At 40.0% G+C, this 22501-nt stretch carries 23 protein-coding genes; 14 read left to right on the top strand and 9 right to left on the bottom strand.

The window, feature by feature from the left end:
* Positions 1-218: 218 nt before the first annotated feature.
* Both mtaA (V7O66_RS04445) and V7O66_RS04440 read left to right on the top strand, forming a co-directional pair.
* Positions 219-1250, top strand: a complete 1032-nt coding sequence (gene mtaA, locus V7O66_RS04445; protein WP_406662578.1) for a methylcobamide:CoM methyltransferase MtaA — start codon at positions 219-221, stop codon at positions 1248-1250.
* 183 nt (positions 1251-1433) lie between these two features.
* On the top strand, positions 1434-2402 hold the full coding sequence (locus tag V7O66_RS04440; protein WP_406661770.1) for a PKD domain-containing protein: 969 nt from the start codon (positions 1434-1436) through the stop codon (positions 2400-2402).
* 55 nt (positions 2403-2457) lie between these two features.
* Here V7O66_RS04440 and V7O66_RS04435 read toward each other — a convergent pair whose 3' ends face one another.
* Positions 2458-2802 (bottom strand): DUF5658 family protein, encoded by a 345-nt coding sequence (locus tag V7O66_RS04435; protein ID WP_406661769.1) that lies wholly within the window; start codon positions 2800-2802, stop codon positions 2458-2460.
* A gap of 232 nt (positions 2803-3034) precedes the next feature.
* Between V7O66_RS04435 and V7O66_RS04430 the strand changes: the two genes are divergently transcribed.
* The gene (locus V7O66_RS04430) at positions 3035-3337 is read left to right on the top strand and encodes a carboxymuconolactone decarboxylase family protein (protein WP_406661768.1); all 303 of its coding nucleotides are present in this window, start codon (positions 3035-3037) and stop codon (positions 3335-3337) included.
* A gap of 48 nt (positions 3338-3385) precedes the next feature.
* Here V7O66_RS04430 and mtaA (V7O66_RS04425) read toward each other — a convergent pair whose 3' ends face one another.
* Positions 3386-4408: a methylcobamide:CoM methyltransferase MtaA gene (mtaA, locus tag V7O66_RS04425; RefSeq protein WP_406661767.1), complete on the bottom strand. Its 1023-nt coding sequence runs from the start codon at positions 4406-4408 to the stop codon at positions 3386-3388.
* A gap of 214 nt (positions 4409-4622) precedes the next feature.
* Between mtaA (V7O66_RS04425) and V7O66_RS04420 the strand changes: the two genes are divergently transcribed.
* Together V7O66_RS04420 and V7O66_RS04415 are read left to right on the top strand one after the other, a co-directional pair.
* Positions 4623-5438 (top strand): hypothetical protein, encoded by an 816-nt coding sequence (locus tag V7O66_RS04420; RefSeq protein ID WP_406661766.1) that lies wholly within the window; start codon positions 4623-4625, stop codon positions 5436-5438.
* Positions 5439-5446: 8 nt separating this feature from the next.
* The gene (locus tag V7O66_RS04415) at positions 5447-6376 is read left to right on the top strand and encodes a hypothetical protein (protein WP_406661765.1); all 930 of its coding nucleotides are present in this window, start codon (positions 5447-5449) and stop codon (positions 6374-6376) included.
* A gap of 32 nt (positions 6377-6408) precedes the next feature.
* Here V7O66_RS04415 and V7O66_RS04410 read toward each other — a convergent pair whose 3' ends face one another.
* Both V7O66_RS04410 and V7O66_RS04405 read right to left on the bottom strand, forming a co-directional pair.
* Complete coding sequence (locus tag V7O66_RS04410; protein ID WP_406661764.1) at positions 6409-6990, bottom strand: Maf family nucleotide pyrophosphatase; 582 nt, start codon at positions 6988-6990, stop codon at positions 6409-6411.
* Positions 6991-7026: 36 nt separating this feature from the next.
* A complete protein-coding gene (locus V7O66_RS04405) occupies positions 7027-8082 on the bottom strand; it encodes a hypothetical protein (RefSeq protein WP_406661763.1) in 1056 nt (351 codons plus the stop codon).
* 451 nt (positions 8083-8533) lie between these two features.
* On the opposite strand from V7O66_RS04405, the gene V7O66_RS04400 reads away from it, so the two are divergent.
* From V7O66_RS04400 to V7O66_RS04390, 3 genes are all read left to right on the top strand, one after another.
* The gene (locus tag V7O66_RS04400) at positions 8534-11023 is read left to right on the top strand and encodes a DUF3656 domain-containing protein (RefSeq protein WP_406661762.1); all 2490 of its coding nucleotides are present in this window, start codon (positions 8534-8536) and stop codon (positions 11021-11023) included.
* A 139-nt stretch (positions 11024-11162) separates the two neighbouring features.
* Entirely contained in the window at positions 11163-12014 is an 852-nt protein-coding gene (locus V7O66_RS04395; RefSeq protein ID WP_406661761.1) for a hypothetical protein, read from the top strand.
* A 100-nt stretch (positions 12015-12114) separates the two neighbouring features.
* Positions 12115-12483 carry a hypothetical protein gene (locus tag V7O66_RS04390; RefSeq protein ID WP_406661760.1) on the top strand — a complete coding sequence of 123 codons (369 nt, stop codon included), beginning with the start codon at positions 12115-12117 and terminating at the stop codon, positions 12481-12483.
* A gap of 7 nt (positions 12484-12490) precedes the next feature.
* On the opposite strand, the gene V7O66_RS04385 is transcribed toward V7O66_RS04390, so the two are convergent.
* Positions 12491-13291, bottom strand: a complete 801-nt coding sequence (locus V7O66_RS04385) for a winged helix-turn-helix domain-containing protein (protein ID WP_406661759.1) — start codon at positions 13289-13291, stop codon at positions 12491-12493.
* A gap of 202 nt (positions 13292-13493) precedes the next feature.
* On the opposite strand from V7O66_RS04385, the gene V7O66_RS04380 reads away from it, so the two are divergent.
* A complete protein-coding gene (locus V7O66_RS04380) occupies positions 13494-14336 on the top strand; it encodes a DUF1638 domain-containing protein (RefSeq protein WP_406661758.1) in 843 nt (280 codons plus the stop codon).
* Between the two features lie 181 nt (positions 14337-14517).
* Positions 14518-15891 (top strand): MATE family efflux transporter, encoded by a 1374-nt coding sequence (locus V7O66_RS04375; RefSeq protein WP_406661757.1) that lies wholly within the window; start codon positions 14518-14520, stop codon positions 15889-15891.
* A gap of 53 nt (positions 15892-15944) precedes the next feature.
* On the opposite strand, the gene V7O66_RS04370 is transcribed toward V7O66_RS04375, so the two are convergent.
* The gene (locus V7O66_RS04370) at positions 15945-16262 is read right to left on the bottom strand and encodes a DUF427 domain-containing protein (RefSeq protein WP_406661756.1); all 318 of its coding nucleotides are present in this window, start codon (positions 16260-16262) and stop codon (positions 15945-15947) included.
* Positions 16263-16735: 473 nt separating this feature from the next.
* On the opposite strand from V7O66_RS04370, the gene V7O66_RS04365 reads away from it, so the two are divergent.
* Together V7O66_RS04365 and pncB are read left to right on the top strand one after the other, a co-directional pair.
* A complete protein-coding gene (locus tag V7O66_RS04365) occupies positions 16736-17263 on the top strand; it encodes a hypothetical protein (RefSeq protein ID WP_406661755.1) in 528 nt (175 codons plus the stop codon).
* A 183-nt stretch (positions 17264-17446) separates the two neighbouring features.
* Complete coding sequence (gene pncB, locus V7O66_RS04360) at positions 17447-18664, top strand: nicotinate phosphoribosyltransferase (RefSeq protein ID WP_406661754.1); 1218 nt, start codon at positions 17447-17449, stop codon at positions 18662-18664.
* Between the two features lie 453 nt (positions 18665-19117).
* On the opposite strand, the gene V7O66_RS04355 is transcribed toward pncB, so the two are convergent.
* A complete protein-coding gene (locus V7O66_RS04355) occupies positions 19118-19360 on the bottom strand; it encodes an ATP-binding protein (protein WP_406661753.1) in 243 nt (80 codons plus the stop codon).
* Positions 19361-19665: 305 nt separating this feature from the next.
* Between V7O66_RS04355 and V7O66_RS04350 the strand changes: the two genes are divergently transcribed.
* On the top strand, positions 19666-19869 hold the full coding sequence (locus tag V7O66_RS04350; RefSeq protein WP_406661752.1) for a TRAM domain-containing protein: 204 nt from the start codon (positions 19666-19668) through the stop codon (positions 19867-19869).
* Between the two features lie 224 nt (positions 19870-20093).
* Here the strand turns inward: V7O66_RS04350 and eif1A are convergent, their stop codons facing one another.
* Entirely contained in the window at positions 20094-20438 is a 345-nt protein-coding gene (eif1A, locus tag V7O66_RS04345) for a translation initiation factor eIF-1A (RefSeq protein ID WP_406662576.1), read from the bottom strand.
* A 187-nt stretch (positions 20439-20625) separates the two neighbouring features.
* Positions 20626-21375, bottom strand: a complete 750-nt coding sequence (locus V7O66_RS04340) for a class I SAM-dependent methyltransferase (RefSeq protein ID WP_406661751.1) — start codon at positions 21373-21375, stop codon at positions 20626-20628.
* Positions 21376-21480: 105 nt separating this feature from the next.
* On the opposite strand from V7O66_RS04340, the gene V7O66_RS04335 reads away from it, so the two are divergent.
* Complete coding sequence (locus V7O66_RS04335) at positions 21481-22404, top strand: S16 family serine protease (protein ID WP_406661750.1); 924 nt, start codon at positions 21481-21483, stop codon at positions 22402-22404.
* Positions 22405-22501 lie beyond the last annotated feature (97 nt).

Raw genomic sequence — 22501 nt, 5'->3', positions numbered from 1 at the left:
CGGACTTCGATTTTTTTTTGACTTTGAATTGTAAAACCTCAATAAAAAGAGTAATCTAGTTAAAATCAACCCTAAATTTCATCTTATGGTATATAAGTCATTCTATATGTGTCGGAAAAGTAAGTTCAAATCAGGCTTATTTTGACAAATAAGTCTCTAAAACAGTTTTTAAACTATGATGTCTATTTTCCAATAATTAATAGAAAGGGTGAGATAAAATCAACAAATCTGATCTTAGAACGAAATTTCAAGATATACTTGAAAGAAAAAATATCGATATCCCACTTGTTGGTACCGCAACAACAGCAGGAATACTCGATCTTATGGATATCTCTGGGACAAACCGACCTGAAGCTGACAGAGATCCGGTAAAAATGGCAAAACTTGCAAGTTCACTACATACAGTTGCAAAGTTTGAGGTCATACGTTATCCATTTGATGTGACAGTACTTGGTGAGGCACTGGGTTGTAAGATAGATCCCGGTACAAAGGCTAGGACGCCATCAATAATCAGCCATCCCTTTGAGAACAAACCTGAAGAGCTTCAGATACCCGGGAACCTTTTGGAAAGGGGGAGGATACCTGTTGTGCTGGAGGCATCAAGACTTCTCAGGAACGAAATGGGAATAAATGTCCCGCTTGTAGCAGGACTTGAAGGCCCTGCTGATCTTGCATCTTACCTGTGTGGGATAAGTTCGTTTCTGATGTGGACTGTCCAGAAACCTGAACTCATAAAGGAGATCATCGACAAATGCATTGATGCGTGCATAATTTGTGCCAATGCCTACCTTCGTTCAGGTGCAGATGCGGTGGTGATGGCAGATGCTCTTTCCTCGCCAGACATGATGGGACCGGATGCATTCAGACAATTTATAAAACCCGGGCTAATGAGATTTACGAGTAATGTTGACGGTTATAGCATCCTTCACATATGCGGAGAAACAGACAGCATAATCCCCGATATGCTTGAGTGTGGCTTTAATGCGATAAGCATTGAGGAAAGTGTAAAGGATCTGGAATATGTGGTTGAGCTAGCCCATAAGAATAACACGGCTGTTATCGGGAATATCTCAACATCAAGAACCCTTTACAACAAAGATGAAAATGATGTCAGGAAAGAAGCATTTGGATGTCTTGATGCAAAAGTTGACATACTTGCACCTGGATGTGGCCTTGCACCAGAGACCCCTTTGAGGAATTTATTAGCCATGGTCGAGTCAAGGAACGAATATTACAGATTGAAGTATTAACAATATCCTGTCATATTCAAAAATAAAGGACAGTGGTGCTATTCGTCACATTAATATGCTTATACGAACTTACTGACGGATGGTGTCGGTATGATATTTACAAAAACGTACTCTTTTAGTTATACTCTTATTCTTTTATTAATATGTGCAACGTTTTCACTAATTGGCCCAGCAAGTGCTGATGTGAATGAGATAATAGTAACCCCTTCAACTTATCAGCTGGAGCCCGGGGAACAATTTACAGTCCAGGTAAATATAATCCCCAGTGAACCTATATCAGGTGCACAGTTCGATCTGTTATTTGAAAGCAGTGGGTATATAGTTGACAGCATAGGTGAAGGTGATTTTTTCACAAAGCACGGAATATCCGCCTTTTTCAGTAAAGATATTAACAGTGACCCTGCAAGTTATGCAACCATGTACTCTGCAGCACTTGGTCCGCATCATGTATCAGAAACCGGTACTATAGCTACGGTGCAGATGACTGCAGGCAGTTCAACAGGGTATATGAGCATAGACCTCTCAGATGTAGTCCTTAGTAATTCCTTATCACAACCATCATCCTACAAGGTCAGTAATGCCAGAGTGCTCATAGATTCAAAACCTGTGTTATCTCCACCGGGAACATTTCAGGTAGGGGAAGGAAACACCTTATCATTTAATCTGGATGCATTTGACCCAGATGATGATAGTTTGATATTTTCCTGCGTTTCTTTGCCCGAAGGAGCTTCACTTGATCCAATTACCGGAGTATTTACATGGGCTCCAACTGCCAGCCAAGTGGGAGAGCACCTATTGAACTTTGAGGTAAAAGACGAGTATCTCTCAGATCAGGAATCAACGAGCATTGTGGTTCTTTCTTCAGATGTTGCACCAATTGCCAGTATCAATGGTCCTTATAAAAGCAAGGTCGGAAGGAGGATATATTTTGACAGTTCCGGCTCCTATGACCCTGATGGAAACATTGTTTCATACAAATGGAACTTCGGAGATGGCTACACAAGCACAAAATCCGATCCATCCCATGCATATGCTGCTTCAGGAAAATATACAGTAATGCTTACTGTGGAAGATGATAGTGGAAATTTGAATACTGAAAGTAGTTCAGTTACAATCAGAAATACGTACTGGTCCAAATGGTTTAGAAGATAATAATTTGCCAGAATGCATTCCGCATCATCCTTTGCCAGCTTATGTAAATATCCTTTCATACCCATGAATAGAGGATAGAGATGGGGCTGGCAAAATCAAGGATCACAAGCATATTATTCACAACAATGAGTATCCCGAAAATACTCAGTGAATACTTGAGAATATTCCACAACAGATGGTGGTGTTTTTTTTCCAGATAAATGTACTCAAGATAGAACAAGCATAGGAACAGGATCTTAATGACTACAAGGATGCTGAATCCATAATGTTCGATCGACTTGGATATCATAGTATTTGCTTCAAAACCAAGGCCGTTCTCTATTGCAAAGACCGTTGTAAGTATATCTCCTACTACATAGAAGGCAATGAAGTATCTGACATCAAAAATGAAATTAAGCAAACTGCTATGCTTATTCTTAATCCAGATTTTCAGGTGATAGTTTCTTGAGTACGGATGATATCCCAAAGTCCACAACCCCATTGGATATTATGTTCCTGAAAGGTATAAGATTTGAGAAACAAAGCTTAGAACCAAAGTTTTTATATCTACATTTAATTAATTTTAGAAGTAATCAGAACATGCTCAAAGATTAAATATAGAAATCCGGTCAATGATATGCAGGAGATTTATAATGCAATTCTTAATTGACAGATTACCTGAAACCGCTGAAACGTTCACTCAGATGAGAGCTTCCATATTCAAGGATGGGGCACTTGATCAAAAAACAAAAGAGCTTATAGCCGTTGTTTCCTCTGTGCTTATGAGGTGTGAGCGCTGTACGAAGATACACTCTCAGCGTGCTCTGGACAACGGTTCAACTAAAGATGAGATCGCAGAGGCAATATCAGTCGCAATGTTCATCTCAGCAGGTTCACAGCTGAACTGGACTGATGCTTACAATGACATCTTTGAAGATAGTGACGAGATGGCTTGATAGCAATCTGACACTATTTTTTGGAAGCATGCGGTCAAAGCAGACTTTTTAAAGGTAATACTCATCTCTTGCCTCGACCATGGCCCGCAGGTTCTCGGTAGGTGTATGAGGGGCTATACCACAACCAGGTGCAAGGATATTAACACCATCCTCTATGCACTGTTTTGCTTCCTTTTTTATGCTATCAGTTGATTTGCCAAGCAATGTTGCCGATGGAGATATATTTCCGATTATTGAGGCACGTTTCCCTACAACTTGCCTTGCGTACCTGACATCCACTTTTTCTTCTATGCTCAATCCCTTGAATCCGGAATCAGCCATGGGGTCAAGAATATCAGAAGAATCTCCGCAGATGTGCAGAATATTCAGTCCATCTACCTTACTCGTTATGGAAAGGTACTCCGGGAGGACCAATGACTCAAAGAGAGTTGGAGGTAATATATCAGGGCCTGCCTCAGAATCGATCATGACGACTGAATCAACCCCATGCTCATATAATGCATTCCCATATTCCACACAGACCTCGGTTCCTATCTTGAGCAAGTCTTTGAAGATATCTTCCTGAGTGATACACCACATGAGATAGTTATTGGCACCTGAAAGGTAAAATGCAGTAGCTGCGGATCCTATCATTCCAGCAATGATGGGAATATCGTCACCAATCTTTTCTCTTACTATCCCAGCTGCCTGCAGCACGGTCTTCATTCTAGGGGTCTCTGTAATATCATCAGGGATGGCGATATCCTGTACATCATCCTTTTTCTTACATGGAAAATCCAGTTGGTATGGCTGGGTATCAAAGGAACCTTCATCAAACCTGCAACCCAGAGTCTCGGCGATAACACTGGTGCAAAATGGGATACGAACAGCCTCAAGACCTGCAAACTCATGAGCCGCAATGGCGAGTGTTGCCATTTTTTCAGGGTCATAGTTTGCTTCTGGCCATTTTGCACCTGCAAGTTCCATGAGATCGACCGTACCGGTCTGGGTAACAGCGCAGACAGGAACCTTGTCTACTGTTTCGCCCTTCAATGAGCGTATGAATCGTTCTCTTTGTGTCATGTTTTCCATTGTACACCTCTTGAAAAGACATCCTAGGTTATGGAATATCAGATTGTAGAAATAATCTCTTATCCACATTAATTGTGTATCAAGTACGTTACTTTAAGCTTGCGACCATGCACTGTTAGTTTAATATATCTTTTTTGTAATATGGGTTCTAATTTTTGTATCATAACAATAAATTTTTAATGCAATGACTAGTAATTAATGCAGAGGTAAAATTATGAAAGACCTTAATAAAAAAATAATCCTAATATTATCATTACTAGCCTTAGTCCTTGTTTCCGGATGCGTGTCAACTGAGACAACATCGGACCCCGCAAGTCCTGAAAATGTATCTCTTGAAATTACACCCATAACAATAAAGGAATTTCATGAACAGGATGTTTCCATTTCTGTAATCAATAATGACGAACAGGCAATAGATGACGTAAAAGTTACCGGATTCTCACCTTTGTCCCTGACAGGAACAAATTCATTGAATGCACCTGGCAAAGAAGCTGGGAATGAGGCTGTTCGCCTGGTTCTTAATGCAAAGATTACAGCTCCAGCGTTTGACACCGAGACAAATGAATCAACCCTTACAGTCAGCTACCTCTCAGGAATGGATGAAGAAGGACACCAAATAGTAAGTACGGGGTCAGTTCCCTTCGATGTTACGATTTTGCCTGATGCAAAGTTACAATTCCTTGGTTTTGTCAAGGATATGGACTCATTGCGTACATCTGCTTCCCAGAGCTGGGAGCTTAAAAAAGGTGAAAATGCAACTATCAGTTTCTCTGTCAAAAATGAGGGACAAACCACGATATCCGCAGAGATGTTGACAGTTGTCGTAGATGTAGATAATAAACTCATAGCAGACCAGGCATCCATGGTTGTTGGTCAGGCAATGGCAAGAAAAGGCACCTCTTATACCAAAGGTCTACAGATCCCTATCAATGATGACGCTCCAAACGGAGAAACAGATGTGACTGTAAGTCTCATGTTTGGTGACAACGTTATCGACCAGCAGCAACTTCTACTGACGGTAAAATTGTAGAGGGAAACATGAAACCTGTTTTCCTTCTTTTTTTGGTATCAGTCATTGTTTTTTCTATGGTAAGTGGTTGTCTGAAACAGGACTTAGGGGATACCCCAGATAATCCTTTTATCAGCAACGTTGGTGTGGTGTCAAATTCCATTGATGATAGCTTTGAACTGAAGGTGACTGTTTACATTAACAATCCGGCAATCACCGATACGGGTCCTATGTCCCTGAAAGTAATATCAAAGGACCCGATGACAAACCTGATAACCGCAGAACGTGTTGAAAACATCGGATATTTGAAAGCAGAGTCTGAGTCATACAAATCACTTATTTTCAATGTACCAATGGTTGGAAAACAGCTAATTGAAACTGAGCTTTTTGAAGATGGTGTATCCAGGAGTAATCATAATACTGTTGTCACGCTGACTGGAGATCGTAACTCTTTGATCCCTAATATACGATTAACAGATCTGTCAGTAGAAACAGTACAAGCTACAAATTATGGCAAGGATATTATTGTCAATGTAGCACCCGGGATAACCAATGAGGGAGCTGTGGAAGTAGATAAGGTAATTGTGGTGATTACTGCAATTTCTGATCCATATACTGAATATACCGGCAGCACCATCGTTGCAAATCTTGATTCCGGACAAAGGACGAGGGCGAGTTTGCAAATGACACTCCCTGCAAAAGATATGTACAAATTTAAGATAGACGTACTTTCAGATGGAAAAAGTCTTACAAGTACTCAAACCGATTATTTTGTAAAACTTCATGACCTGAGGACCAATGATCCTGTCATTTACCCGCTTCTTGAATCAGATATTCCGGTGGATGAAGAGGTGGTTGAAGAAGAAGGAGAAGAAGAACCAGCTCCAGGTTTTGGTATAGCATTAATGGGAGTGATGACAATTCTTGCATTTAGTGTGCTGCGTAAAAGGAATGGGTAATATCCATTCTTTTCGTTTCAGACTGCAAAAAACTATTTCAGAACAGTGATGCCTGTCCTTTCAAGCATCTTTCCAAGCCTGAACAGAGGCAGGCCAACAACATTAAAGAAGTCGCCTTCAATTTTTTCAATAAGGAGTGCTCCCAATCCCTGAATTGCGAATGAACCGGCTTTTCCAAAAGGTTCCTCTGTACGAATGTAAGCTTCTATCTCATCTTCTGAGAGTTCCTTCATCCAGACATAGGTAATCTCGGATTCGGTAATCTCCTCGTTCTTTCCGACATCCAGCAAGGTCAGACCTGTGATGGCCTGCATTTTCCTCCCGCTAAGTTTTCTGAGCATTATTCTTGCTTGGTCTGCTGAATCCGGCTTTCCGAGTATCTCATTGTCAAGTACGATCACAGTATCTGCTGAGATCACAATAGAATCTGGATATTTTTTTGCAACATCCCTTGCCTTCTCAAGGGAGTGGTGCCTGACAAGTTCTTCGGGTGTCAGGCTGCCAATGTGGAATTCATCATATGAGCTAGTGCATACCAGAAAATCGTTTCCTATTATCTGGCTCAGGAGTTCTTTTCTCCGAGGTGATGCAGAGGCGAGAATGATCGTTTTCATTTTTCCCTTTCGATAGTGCTTTTATTCTCGCTGTTCTTAGATCTGCATGTGTTCAGATGTATCTTCAGTATGATACATGATGTCAAAAATTGGTATGTGACTTTCCGGATACCATTGTTCAAGGAATGAAAGCATGTGGTATTTCATGAATACTCTTGCTGGCATAGATATCAGCATCATCAAGAGTATGAATATCAGTAACTGGACGAAAAGCAATGGGGCCAGTATTATCCATACAACTGTTTCCCGAAGAATGGCTGCAAGCACAAAATAGATTATTCCGTCTATGATCAGAGCTAGTAAAGCTAGTAGAACTATCGCAATAATGGCGACTATAGCCACCAATATTCCAACGGCAATTGCAAGGACTATCCTTCCAAGCCAGTATATCAGGATCTGCTGCCAGTCCGCTTTAAACCTTCTAAGTATTGTTTTGAAGGATGCGAATATGCCCATTTCAGTATATATGGATACGGGTATTGACAAATTGACGAAGGACTGGATAATGGCACTGAGTATTACCAGCAATAGGATGAGTGGAATGAGTATCAGCAGAAGTGCCATCATGGATGTAAATGTAGGCTGGGTGCTAGTGTCAGCAAATGCAATAAAAGCCAATGGTACTGTTACCAGGATTATGGGAATGAGAATAATTAGTCCGATTATAAAACGAAACAGGAAGAGATTCAACCCTTTTCCAAGGTATCTGCGGGAATATTCCCAGAATCTGACATCATTGCTTACAAGTGATTCCACAAGTACAAATTCCATTACATTGGAAATGTATGCAAAGACCAGTATAAGTAGTATGAACAAGATCGCTGCGGCTATAATTAAGGCCATACTGGGTTCAGAGAAGTCGGGGAACGATATTCCTCCGAACATTTCGTGAAAAAAGTCTGATGCTCCTGAAACGTCCGAATCGCTGGCTGAATAGTTATTTCCTCCACCATTGAAACTTGAACCTCCTCCACCAATGAGCATTACTATTATGGCAAGCTTTAGCCATTTCCAGAAGTCGAATGGTTCTAACAGGCACTTTTTTGTTCGATCGAATGCTCTGTCCACTGCATCTATAACATACCAACTCATGAAAACAAATGGTGAATGTTACGATAAATAACTAATCCTCTAAGGAATTATTAGTGAAAGCAAATTATGTTTGACCAAGATCACGATCAGAAATATTTAATGTAAAAGTATCCTCCAAACCAATAGCCAAGCAAGCCTACAAGTAAGGTTCCGGGAACGAATGTGAAAGTTCCGGGATTTACGTACATCCAGTATAAATTGAATATCAGTACGTAGAGAAAGGCGAACAAAAAGAAAAAGAATATTTGTGTCATACTTTTTGTTATTTTGAATGGCATATCTCGTCCCCTTAATTTATTTTTGACTAAACATTGATATAGTTTTTTGGGTCACAGTTGAATTCATTATTGAAGGTGGTTGTCAGTATTAAGGAACGGTTTTAAACTATATCCTCGTATCTAGCTGACAGAACGAATCAGAGACTGGATATTATACAAATGAGAGTTTGATGATGCAGAAAAAAAATAAGAATCATACATGTCAGCCACCTGAGATCCTTGCACCTGCAGGTGATATGGATTCCTTACTTGGTGCACTGAAAGGAAAAGCAGATGCTGTTTATCTCGGAGTCGGAGATCTTAATGCCAGACAGGGTGCAAAGAATTTCACACTGGATGAGCTGGAAGATGCCATCGACCTTGCACATTTAAGGAACGTCAAGGTATTCCTGGCATTGAATATTCCGATAAAACAGAACGAGCTCCAGACAGCCCTTGACGTGGTGGATGAAGCCTATTCCTATGGGATAGATGCGATCATCCTGGAAGACCTTGGCCTGATGAGCTTGCTCAGGAAAACATATCCTGACCTGCCATTGCACGCCAGTACCCAGATGACCATACACAACAAAAAGGGTGTTGATTTTATTGAAGAAGCAGGTGCTGCAAGAGTTATCCTGTCAAGGGAACTAAGCTCTGATCAGGTCAGTGACATCATAAATAAGAGTAATATCGATGTGGAACTCTTTGTTCATGGTGCGCTTTGTTATTCTTATTCAGGAAGGTGTCTTTTCAGCAGCTTTTTGAGCAAGCGTAGTGCAAACAGGGGTGCATGTATCCAGCCATGCAGGCGTAAGTATAAGGTAATGGTCGATGGGAAAGAGATCAGTAACAGGATAATAGGGGAATATCCCATCAGTTGTGCCGAGCTTTGCACATTCCCTGAGATCGAAAAGTTGGTGCATGCAGGCGTCAAGAGCCTTAAGATAGAAGGCAGGATGAAAAGACCGGAATACGTGACTGCAAGCTCAACTATATACAAGGATGCTGTGGACAGGATATGCAGCACAGGTGAGAACTTTTACCCTGAGGACATGGAAGAGCGTGAAGCTGAACTTACAAAACTGTTCTACAGGGGATTTACGAAGGGTTTTGTTCTTGAAGAAGATGATGTGACTCATCAGAAATATAGTTCCAATTACGGAATTTTCCTTGGAAAAGTGCAGAGGATCAGTCCATCTAAGAGCAATACAGGGCTGGATGTCATATTGCATCAGGATATCACTGACAAAGATGGTATTGCAATATTCACTCAGGCCAAGATGCTTGGCTGCAAGATAAACTCAATTAAATTCCATGGTGAAGAAGTCACAGAAGCTTCAGCAGGAGAGAGGGTAACACTCGAGATAAGTACAAAGACCGCCAAGGCAGTACGAAATCATGATGAAGTCTATCTTTCCACCGATACTGCGCTCCTTGAAAGGTTACAGAAACAGAAATTACGTGGCGTTCCGCTGGATATCAGAGTTTCTGCAAAGAACGGAAAACCTGTTGTTGTCGCAGTTAAGGAAGAACGTGGTGAAATAACTTTCACAGATGAGTATGTGGTTCAGGATGCAAAGAGCTCACCTACTACCAAAGAGCAGATAATCAAGGCAATCACCAAACTTGGTGATACGCCTTATATCAGTAATTCTATCAAGGTCGATGCAGATGAAAATATCTTCATACCGATGGGTGTACTTACGGGTGCAAGACGCCAGGCTACTTCCCTGCTTGAGGAAAAGGTGCTTGAAAATTATAAGCATGAAGAAAAGAAGCCTTTAATTGAAGATTCTGACGCATCATCTGTAAGTAATCCTGATACTGATGCATCCTCAAAGGAACCTCTCCTGGGTGTTGAAGTTAATGGACCAAAGTTCCTGCCTAGTGCTATTGATGGGGGTGCGGATATTGTTTACATGCCTATTGAGTGGTTTGAAACACTTGTCAGCGGTGGAAGCGAGATAAGCGTTCAGGAACTGGCAGAAAAGAACGTGGAAATTGTTTTCATGACTCCTCAGGTAAGCTTTGACAATGAGCTTATGGAGACTGAGGGACTTATGAAACGAGTGCATGGTGCCGGCTTTAAGGTTACATGTTCCGATCTTGGTGCCATTGAGCTTGCAAAGGAAATGGGCATGGATTATGTTGTCCAGAAAGATATGAATATTTTCAATGCAGCTACAGTTTCTAACTTTTTCGACTCAGGTGCATGCAGGGTCACGCTTTCAACAGAACTGAACCTGGATGAGATAAAAGACATATCCGGAAGCCTTGAAGGCAAATATCCGCAAAAGCAGGTTGAGATCGTTATTCATGGCAGGGAACTGTTGCTCGTAACTGAGAACGATCTGCTAAAACCAGTTGCTGATCAGAACATGCTGAAGAGAAATAGTGATGTCTATCTTATCGACAAGAACGATGATCGTTTTCCTGTAAGGCGTAGTGGTACCCGTACTTTGATATATCACTCAAAAGTTCTCAATATGTTTGATCATATAGATGAAGTAATGACATCCGGTGCAGATGTGCTACGCCTCGATCTGTCCTTGAACAGCAGGAGAGAGGTTGCTGAGTTCACAAAGGCATACAAGGACGCCATTTCCGGAAAACCTTCTAAAATGCGAGGTAACAACCGCGAAACTCCAACCACTGGTCATTATTTCGATGGGGTATTATAAACTCCTGGTCGAATGTGTACAAAGCAATCGCATGTTTAGAACCTGATTTGTTGTTCACACTTGAAATGTGTGAACATGAATCTTTAATAGGTCTACATAATTAGTTCTTATTATAGTAGATCCAAAAGGTCGGGAAAACGTGAGTGAGGAATTATTCTATCAGAACCAGCTTCAGAACCTGGAAGATGTAAAGACGACGTATTTCCGTCAACTTGACGAAGTAGAGCAAAAGCGTGCCGAGATAGCTCTGAAAAAGGAAGAAATTAAAGCCGAAGAATCTTTGATGATTGAAGAATACGAAAAGATACGTGAGGCAAAGCAACTAATCTCCATGGAATATGAAGGACTTGTTATAAAGAACGGTGAGCTTAACTTTGCCATGAGGGATTATGAGCAGAGAAAAGATGCCTTCTCTGAAAAAGAGAATGATCTCAAATCTCGTATTGACAGCTTCGAAATCGAGTCCGTAAATCTTGAAGAGCGTAAGACTCGGTATGATGCAGACCTGAAGCTCCTGAATGAGAATGAGGACATCTCCCGAAAAAATGAGCAGAAACTTGCAGATTCAGAGATAAGGATTAATAAGAAAATAAATGATCTTGTTGCCTTGAAGAAAGAGATCAGCTCTCATGAGATGGATATTGAGGTCGAAACTGAAAAGATCGAACGTGGCCGTGAGTACAATAAATTATTGCGTGAACAATTATCTTCAGAGGAAGATTCACTGAGGTCAAGAGAACATGAGCTTAAGAATCTTAAAAAGAAGACTGTAAAAGATATTGGAAAACACATGAATATCCAGAGGCAGCACATTAATATCAAAAAACTCAATGCAAGGATAGAGCAGCAATTCACCTACATAAAGACCCTGGAAGATAATGTTCTTGAACTTAAGCTTAAACTTGAAAGTGCAAATGCAGCTCTCAGGGAAAATACTACTTGTTCAAGAGTTTTCGAGAAAAATGTTGAGCTTTTGCAGATCCAAAGATAACAATGTCCTAATTTCCCAATCACTGCACGGAAATCTTTTTCAACATTTAAACCGCATTTATGCATAAACAACTTTTATTTTTCAATATCAGGTGATTTAATTGCCACGTAAACTATCTGAAAAGGATATCGAATTGCTGAAAAAGCTTGCACCGGAATGTGCCGGACTTGAGTGCTCCGGTTCAAGTGCACCATACAGGTCATTACTACCGCCTCTTTCCAACCACTTTTCCACGGATGTCGACGATTTTAAAAAGCGCATATCCAGATTGAGTGATGATGATCTTGATTACCTGCTTTCACTGATCAGAAGCGGTGAAGAAAGCCTGGGATGCGTACCACCTCACTATATACAGGTCTTTCTTGCACATGTTGAGGAAAAACTTGGGACTAAGACGGCTAAGGAGATTCTGGGGATATATACGATCGGGCATGAATGTCCTTCGGATAATGTCATCTCCTTGAATTGAAACGATCTCACCTTTTTTCTATTTCAGAGTATAGGTCGGCTAGTCCCTGTAAAGTAGTCTGCCCTTTTGATGTTATCATATAGTCTCCACGTTCGTTCCTTTGTAGTATCATAGCAGTATCCAGCAGTTTCTGGAGATGGAACAACAGGTTTCCTCCACGAAGGCCTGTGAGCTTTGACAATTCGGAGAAACTTCTGGTTTCGTTCACAAGTGATTTCATTATCAATAATCTTTGTTTGTTTGCCAGGGGCTCGCATATGCTGTTGACCACATCTTCTGAGAGTGTACTAATACTTGCACATTTTCCGGTCTCTTTCCTACTGTCCTTTATATTGGAGAATGTGCGTAAAAGTTCCATTTGCTTGTCAAAGACCCTGGTGGCGTTGACTACACATTTTTCACATTCATCTTTTGGTGCACATGCTTTTAGATCATTGAAACTTTGCTGGTAACCCATCAATACGTTTTCATCAACATTGTCGTCGAGAAGGTGCAATAACATCTGCTGAAGAATACTTTCAAAAGCAGGTCTGCATGCCCCATTCATCTCACATTCAGCGTTCATGCAATCAAGGTTTTCCCTAGTGTCATTGAGCATGTAATTAAGCATCGGCCGGGATATATCGTCCCTGATGTCGGATACCATCATATTCATTTGTTGCCGGTTTGAATTTTCAACAACTCTTGTGACAACACGATTCAAGGATGCTATTTCAGCCTTTATTTCAGCAAGCTCTCCGGAATATAGTTGCTCTTCTCCTGATATTTCGTTACTTTGTAAGTGTGGGCGTCCAGCTTCCATTTTCATGCATTGTCTCCCTTTTCGGATGGTTTGATATATTGGAATGACCATTTTGGTAATTAAAGTGTAGTTTTTAATGCCAGTGTACACAATACTAACCTTAAAGTATATTAATACATACTGATTAATACTAGTGTCAGGTTGTATTTCCAGTTAAACCTATACAACTCGTCTGGATAACGTAATTGAAGGATATTTTGGTGAAAACATGCCCGTTCTAAGCATTGTAGGCTGCAAGATACTTGAAGACGAGATAACGCATGTTCTTGCAAAATATCGGGAAAACAGCAGGATAATTCTTGTGGATGATCTTGAATCCATGGGACTTGCAAAGAAGCTACGCTTGTTGAACATACCTTTTTCAAAAACTCCCATCGACAGGGTTGAAAACTTTCTGGGTAATAGGGGAAAAAGATCAGGCAGCAGTTTTCTATCCCGTATTCTCAGATCAAAGGATAATTCTGACCTGGTAGTAGTTGTCAAGATCATGCAGCTTGGCCTTCATAGGGACCATCATCTGCTCAGGGAAGGCGTAGAGGAACAAATAGTTTCCATGACTGGATTTTCTGATGGTATCTTTCTTTTCTACGGACTTTGCGGTAATTCCCTTAAAGGCATTGAAGAGATTACAGAAGGACTTGAATGTGAACTGTATCTTCTCAGCGATAGTGATGGAAATGTCGTGGATGATTGCATAAGTATTGCATTTGGTGGGAATAAACGTTATGAAAGAGAATTGAACAGGCAGCATGAGGCTGCAACTCTTTTCTTCACTCCCATGTGGGCTGCGAAATGGGAAAGCGCCGGAAATATGACCACGGATATGGTTGGAAAGAATTGCAATTCATTTTTCACTGAAAAGATAGGCAGGGTAATACAGTTAGATACCGGTCTGCAATTTGAGAAAGAATTCAATGAGAAAATTTCCGAGCTTGCAGTACATTTTGATGCAGAGGTTTTGAAGATGCAGGGTAGTACGGATATTGTAGATAGTTGTTATCCAAAGGTACGGGATGATCTTCTTTTGAAGAGCAAAAAGAAAGTATCCTGACATGTGGCAATTCTCGGAAGGTTGGGCTTTACTAGATTAATAATGGGTTTGTGGCATAAACCTTATTTTTATATTCATATTGTGGGGCATGATATTGAAAATTGAAACTGTCAATGGTTAAATAGAAACAGGTTCTTTTGCTGAAGCCCTAACAACTTACCATCATTCTGGAGTCCCGTACATGAAGAGCGAAAGACATGACATGCTTGCAAAGGAGAGCATAAGAAAGCTTATTTTCAAGCTCTCGACCCCTGCGATCGTGGGATTGCTTGTGCAGGCATTCTACAATCTGGTGGACACCATATTCGTGGGAAGGGGACTGGGTGCTGATAGTGCTCTTGGGATTGCAGGAATCTCCGTCGCATTTCCTATACAGATGCTCATGATGGCCATAGCCATGGGAATAGGCATTGGAGCGGCATCTATCATCTCACGAAGCCTGGGTATGGGGGATTCCACCAAGGCTGAGAAGACCCTTGCTAACATGGTCACTCTGGTTGTTATATCGAGTGTGATATTTACGATACTGGGGCTGATATTCATCGACCCCCTTCTGAGCTTATTCGGGGCTTCTGAGAGTGTACTTCCCTTTGCGAAGGAATACACGAAATACATTCTCATGGGAACCATATTTTTTACGTTCTCTGCGGCAATGAGCAACGCAATAAGAGCAGAGGGACATGCCAAGTTTGCAATGGCGATCATGTTATTCTCAAGTGTTGTGAACATAATACTGGATCCAATTTTTATCTTCGAGTTCAACATGGGTATTATGGGAGCTGCAGTTGCCACTGTCATCTCACAGGTAATTGGTTCTGTAATGGTCATTTACTATTATGCAAGCAGTATGAGCATGGTCCCATTCAAACTCGGATACCTGATGCCAGATCTTGCTATTTCCCGGGAAACCATAGGCATAGGGATGTCCGAATTTATTTTCAATTCGGTTGAAAGTGTGGTCTTCATTCTCTTGAACCAGAGCCTCCTGATATACGGAGGAGACATGGCTATCGCAGTATTTGGGATAATCATCAAGGTATTCATGCTCACCCTGATGCCTATCATAGGTATCAAACACGGGATACAACCAATATTCGGTTTCAACTATGGTGCCAACAACTTCGGGAGGGTTAGAGAAGCCGTCTCTCTTTCAAATTACATCGTATTTGCCATGTGTATGCTGAGCGTCATTGTTGTCTTCATTATCCCGGAGCAGATATTCAGGGTTTTCAGCAGCGATACTGAGTTAATAAAAATGGGAGTACCAGCTATAAAAATAAGTTTTCTCATGATGCCATTCATAGGAAGTCAGGTAGTGGCTATGGCTCTGCTCCAGTCTCTGGGTAGGTCAAAACAATCATTAATGATCACGCTTTCAAGACAGGTCTTCTTCCTGCCACCACTTGTATTCATACTACCCATGTTCATGGATCTTACAGGCATATGGGTATCATTCCCAATATCCGATTTCCTTGGATTCGTTGTGGCAGTGATCTTAATGAAAAGAGAGGTTAATAAGCTTAAGGTATCAGAAAAGAATGGAATGGATGCATAAATAGCATTAATTCGCTGCGGCTGTAAGAAATAAAAAGAAGATGGAGGGGGAAATTATATGTTCACTGCTTCTTTTACATCTTTCAAGAAAGCTACGTAATTCTTGTAATCCTTTCCAACCTTTTTAAGAGCTTCTGGATTTGTCTCAGCAAAATAGCAGGCTGCATCTTTACTGAATTCACCATCAATTACAATGTCATAGTAGCTGATCTCGCCCCTCCAGGGACAGTTTCCTTTTGTATCGCTTTTTCTGAGATGTTCCATTTTCACCGATTCAGGCGGGAAATAGTTCTTTCCTTCCATAATGACTGTCTTGTTACTTTTAGCAAGTAATTCTTTATTAAAAGTAACTTTCCATGTAACTCTAACCATTTTTTTAATCACATCCTGGGAGATTAGGTCACACGAACCCTTAGTATATATATTCCCATTTTAATTTATATTATTAAATCTTAAAATAATTGCTATTGATGTCGCTTTAGGTGTGCATAATCTTTTTATTTTGGTTGCTTATTTCCCGGCTTCCTTTATTCTTTAGCTTTATAGTTTTCTCAACAAATGTAAATTTACTAGATTTTATTTAAAAAAATATGTGGGAACATGTGTTCTCTATACATAATTTTTTATTGAATACTGAATAATATTTACTTAAACAATCATGTGTGGTTCTAGAATCAAGTTCTGATCAGATGAAAAGTTGATTTAATATTTTCAAGGGGGTACGAAACATTAAACTTTATTCAATAGTCATTTTATTCGCTTTTTTGTTAACCAGTATAGGCATCGTTACTGCGGTAGATAACAATAGTTCGGACTTCGACCAAAAATTTGACGAACTCATGGAAATGTACGATGAATGGGAACAGGCTAAAAAAGAAGTCGTATTTACTTCAGGAATAGATGTTAACGAATTGGGTGAAGTAAAAAATAATCCAAACATAATGGAAGCAAGGGGAATTGTTCCCATTATTGAAACTGAAATAGAAAGGGAAGCTTTGTCTGAAAGACTTGGTCAAACTGTACAAAACTCGAAAGGAGAAATTATTGAAAAATATGCCCATCCTAAAGGACCGTTAATCGCATACGGCTACGGTGGATATGTATCTATTTCTATTTTAGTTGGTTCTGAGGTGGACGATAAAACTCTGGATTCTATATACGACATTATTGAACAAGAAGCAAACAAAGTTGGTATTGAAAATGTACCCGTTGTATTCGAGTACGAAGAATTTCCTCATGAAGATGAAGAGGTTGATGTAGAAATTGATGCTGAAGAAAGAGAAAATAACAACACAACTCCCGGATTCTCAGCTTTGACACTGTTACTAGTATTCTCAATAATTATGTGGTTCAGGCGGGATCAGGTTTTTTGAACACCTATTCTTTTTCTTTTTAATAATTCAATTCGGCTTTTTTCTTCTATTCCTCAAAAAGACATGATAAGTGACCACTTTTAACCCAAAATATAATATTGATATATGCCATATTACGAGTAACAATCAAAATTTTTACGCATATGGATTTTCTGACTCTTAAATATAACTCGGACCGATAATATGATTCACTCTATACTGGATAATGACCTTTACAAATTCACCATGCAGATGGCTGTACTTGAAAAGTTTCCGGATGCAGTTGCAGAATACCGTTTTACCAATAGGGGTGCTCATCGGTTCAATAAGGATTTTGTCAGGGAACTGAGAAGGGTCATTGATGAAGATATATCCGCACTTGCTCTGAGTGAGGAAGAGTATCATTGGTTAAAGGCATCATGTCCGTTTTTCAAGCCCATGTATCTGGAATATCTGAAGAACTATCGTTTCGATCCCGGTGAGGTAACGGTTGTACTTACGGATGATAGTGATCTTGACATAAGGATAAAAGGTCCCTGGCATAGCAGTATCCTGTGGGAGATCGTGCTTATGGCTACAATTTCCGAGCTTTACTTCGATATCATTGAGAATTCCTGGAAGAATGGTGGGGATATTGATGGGATGTCCGAATATCCGGGAAATGCGGTTCCTGAAGCTTACGACTTACTCATTGAGAGTTTTGGCAGGAAACTGGAGGGGAATAATTGTCTCTATTCAGAGTTTGGATCTCGTAGGAGGCGGAGTTTCGACCTGCATGATTCCGTAGTCAGGATATTACATGATATGGATAATTTCATGGGCACAAGTAATGTTTTCTTAGCCAAAAAATATGATTGCAGGCCAATAGGCACCATAGGTCATGAATGGATTATGGGAATTTCAGCCCTTGTGGGGCTTAGGAATGCCAACCTTTTCGCTCTTGAGAGCTGGCTGGATATATATAGTGGGGATCTTGGTATCGCTCTGTCTGATACATTCGGCTCAAAGGCATTTTTTAACAACTTCAACCTGAAACTTGCAAAGATATACGATGGCGTCCGTCACGATAGTGGGGATCCACTTGATTTTGCTACCCGGGTGATTGAGCATTATGAGTCCCTTGGTATCGATCCTATGAAAAAATTGATTGTTTTCAGTGATTCATTGCACACAATGGATGCTATTCGCATCAAGGAATATTGTAGTGGAAGGATAAATTGTAGTTTTGGTATCGGCACAAGCCTGACCAACAATTCTTATTTCTTCAATCCTGAAAAACCATTGAATATGGTTATCAAACTTCACAAGGTTAACGACATACCTGTTGTCAAACTAAGTGATGATGAGGGCAAAGAAACAGGCGACAAGGATGCTCTGAGAGTTGCAAACTATATTTTCGGAAGAAAAGGTCTGGATGACTGATTATCAGGTCATTCAGATAGATGTAAATGCTGATAGCATTCCTACAAACATCAACATTATAAGATATAGTATGACAATGTAAAATATCATTCTGGAACTTCTGTTTATACTGTTTTTCATTAGGTCACCATTTGGTGTTGCAACTAAGTGTGATTATAATTCATTGACAATAACCCACTATCATCTGCTAGATGACAGTTAAAATAATATTTATTTGCCATTTCGTTTTTAGCTGGAGAAAGATACCGTTTTTGAGGGGATGATTTCTTTCTTAAGACCGTTATTAATCGATTGATTCCAGACTTTTCTTTTTTAATGGCAAATAATCCGTTTTTGATTGACAATGCTAAGTCTATTATTATAATATTTAAATATATCTATACAATAATATATAATAATTATCATTATGATGATAGATAAATGTAACACAAAAGCGATCAATTTTTCTGTAATCTATCTTGTGCAATCAGGAAATGAAAAAATAAACTTGCTGCCCTTGCCAATCTCACTTTCAACTGTGATGTTTCCTCCGTGCATCTCGACAAGCTGTTTTACAAGTGCAAGCCCAAGCCCTGTTCCATCATAGTTGCGGGTGTAGAAAGAATCAATTTGCTTAAAGGGCTGGAACAGCTTTTCAATATTTAGCACATCGTTCAGGGAACCTGGGAATGAAAAGTCTTCCAGTCTCAGATACATTTTCCTGCTTCGATCTTTGATATGTCCAGTGCATCGTTGATAAGCTCCAAAAGATGAAAATGAGTTTAGTATGCCGAAAAGCGGATGCAATGCCGTAGTATCTATATACAAGGTTATGTTTTGGGAATGTGGGTACCACAAGTCTTAAATATCTATGAGTGCTACTAGAGTTTGCTTTAAGATAGTAACTTGTGTTCAAACGTATGATAATGAAGTATTTACTTAAACTGTATATGCTACTTTTCATTTATGTTTTCAGACTTAGTTCTTCTTTTTAAGCATATCTATAAACGGATGTGAAATATTTGTTCAACAACAATGAATCAACTGCTCCAGTAGAAGCTGGGGAAACCTATGACGTAACAATCGAAGACCTTGCAAGAGAAGGCGACGGAATCGCAAGAGTAAGCGGATTTGTCATCTTTGTCCCAGGCACCTCAGTCGGCGATGAAGTTACAATCAAAGTAACAAAAGTAATGCGCAAGTTCGCATTCGGCGAAGTAGCATAATTTTGTGCAATGAAGGATATCTCATCCTTCATTCATAATTCTTTTTTGTAATTCAATATAGTATTCTTTTGTAATTTTAACTACGTTTTTTCTACAATTTAGAACTACCTGGTTTAGTTCGTTACTTAACTAATCTGCATTCCATATCACTTGTTTAACATTACATGTCGATCATTTTTGCGGTTTGTATCAATAAAAAAAATAAAAAAGTAAAGGGATTTGTTCTAATATTTGAGGAATCCCTTGCGCTGGAGCCATTCGACCTGAGGTCTTGTGTACTTCCAAATCACATCAGCCTTTTCATCCTGGAATGACCATGGAGCGGCTATTACAACATCCCCTTCACGTACCCACATTCTTTTCTTCTTTGAACCGGGAATTCTGCCCATACGTACAACTCCGTCCAGGCACTGTAATCTTACCCTGTTTGCACCAAGGAGAGTGGAAACTGTTGCAAGGACTTCATTATTATCTTTTCGTGGAGTACGCACACGGACAACTTCAGAAGTATATCCTGCGGTCTTGCTGCTTCCACTGTTTTTTCTTTTTTTACTATTATAATTTGCCAGATTAATACCTCATTATTGTTAGATAATTGAATAATAATTTGTATAATTCATTATTTCAAAAAAACAAAGATGTATTTTCGGAAATAGATAATGGATTATTTGAAACTGCATCTATTCAGAGTTCAAAGTATATAAAGTAACTTATGTGTTTCTATCGAATAATGAAATGGTATTTGAATTAATACGTTTATTGGTTCTTTTTCATTATGAAAAAAACATATCCATATTCATCAGAATGTTTTCTGAACACCTCTATCTCTGTTCTTGAAAACTCAATAATGGATTTTGCCTCTTCGTTTTCCTTGAATCTGTCCTCTATCCTGTCAAGTCTCTCCTGCATAGGAATGTAGTAATCATCCCACCATGCTGAATCAGGAAGTTTGAACCTATCAATGACAGTATAGCCTGCTGTTTCAATGACCTTCTCATTCTCTTCTATGGTCTTGATATCAGGATAACATCCTTCCCAGAACCTGAACACTTCTTCGGAAGGTTTGTCTGTGAACCAGGCAGCTTCTGTAATAGCCATGAACCCCCCATCCTTCAGGAACTTCTTCCAGTATTCCAGTCCTTTTTGAAACCCCATCACAAATATTGATCCTTCCGCCCATATCAGATCAAATGATTGTTCTTCAAGAGGCAGGTCATCCATTGATCCACATAATGTAGTTATCTTTTCGGAGCTACCATCCTCCGTGGCATTCTTCATCAGGGTATCAAGATAAGGCTGGTAAATATCGACTGCTGTTATCCTACAGTCTTCACACATCTTTGCCAGTTGTCGTGTTTGCATTCCAACCCCACAGCCTATATCAAGTATGCTGGCATTTGCAGGGAGCTCAGGAAGTACCTTAAATGCCCTTTCGGTAGATTGATTGTCTCCCGGTCCCTGGCGTGGTAATCCATCGTATATCTCAAAAATAGCAGATTCGCTCATATGCTTTGAACATGAGCTGCAAATAAATCTTTAGTGGTACCTTTCAATCTTTTCAGATCACAATTCAGGAAACTCCTAAATACCGACAGAACATATATTTCTACAATGATGATGAAAGCCATTGTGCTTTTGCTGTTTTTGTCTCTGGCATTGAACACATATCTTCTTAGTTATGACTCTATGCCTGAAGATGCGGCTACTCGTGAACTTCAGGACATTATAGATTCTATTAGTGATGAGAATGAGCTGTTAAATATTCAGGTTCGCCAGGACAACGAGTCTTTGCAGTCATATGCCTCCCAGCTTGATTATTATCGCAACAGGATCTTCGAACTGGAGTCACAGGCTGGCATATGTCCTGTGGGAATGGAAGGCTCTGCGACCCTACAGGCTCCGGCAGTGTTCCAGAAAATAGAGTTTGTGGAAGATGGTCCTTTTATTAGGCGGCTTGTTACGGAAGAGGGCGAAATGATAAATATCAGTGTTGAGATCGTACCGGGGAAGGGGAGGGTGCTTGTACAAACAATGCCTGCAATGGGTATTATTTTGCAAAATGCTGCCAACACCGCCGTCTTTGTAGCACAGGAACATACAGGAGTAAGTCTTTCAGGTAGTGATGCGATCTTCAGTGTAAATGCAGAACATGAAATACCCGAAGTTGACGGGCCAAGTGCAGGTGCTCTGATGACTTTGCTAATGTTTTCAGCAATTAATAACGAACCAATAGACGGTAAAGTGACGCTAACGGGTACAATAGATGAGCATGGTAACATTGGTTCTATTGGTGGCGTGATCAAAAAAGCACAGGCTTCTAAAGATAGTGGTAAGGAACTTTTCCTGATTCCGCAGGAAAACAGTGAGCTTGTAAGGTATGTGATAGTAGAACGTAAGGTTGGCAGCTTTACCCTTCACGAAAGAAAACCCGAAATAGTCGATGCCAAATCCTATATTGAAGATGAGATCGGAATCGAGGTCCAGTACGTGAGTTCCATTGATGATGTACTTGAGTATGGGCTAGAAAGGGTATAATATGAGATTCGAGCTAAATTAAAATGATATTCCAAGATCAATGCCCGATGTCCTTGATTCTATTCGCTCATCCTTACATATGGGTTTTATCGAGTTG

The organism is Methanolobus sp. ZRKC3, assembly GCF_045291275.1.
In the GTDB taxonomy this organism is placed as follows: domain Archaea; phylum Halobacteriota; class Methanosarcinia; order Methanosarcinales; family Methanosarcinaceae; genus Methanolobus.
The sequence above is the reverse complement of the archived record's forward strand: the minus strand, read 5'-3'. Positions and strand labels throughout refer to the sequence as shown.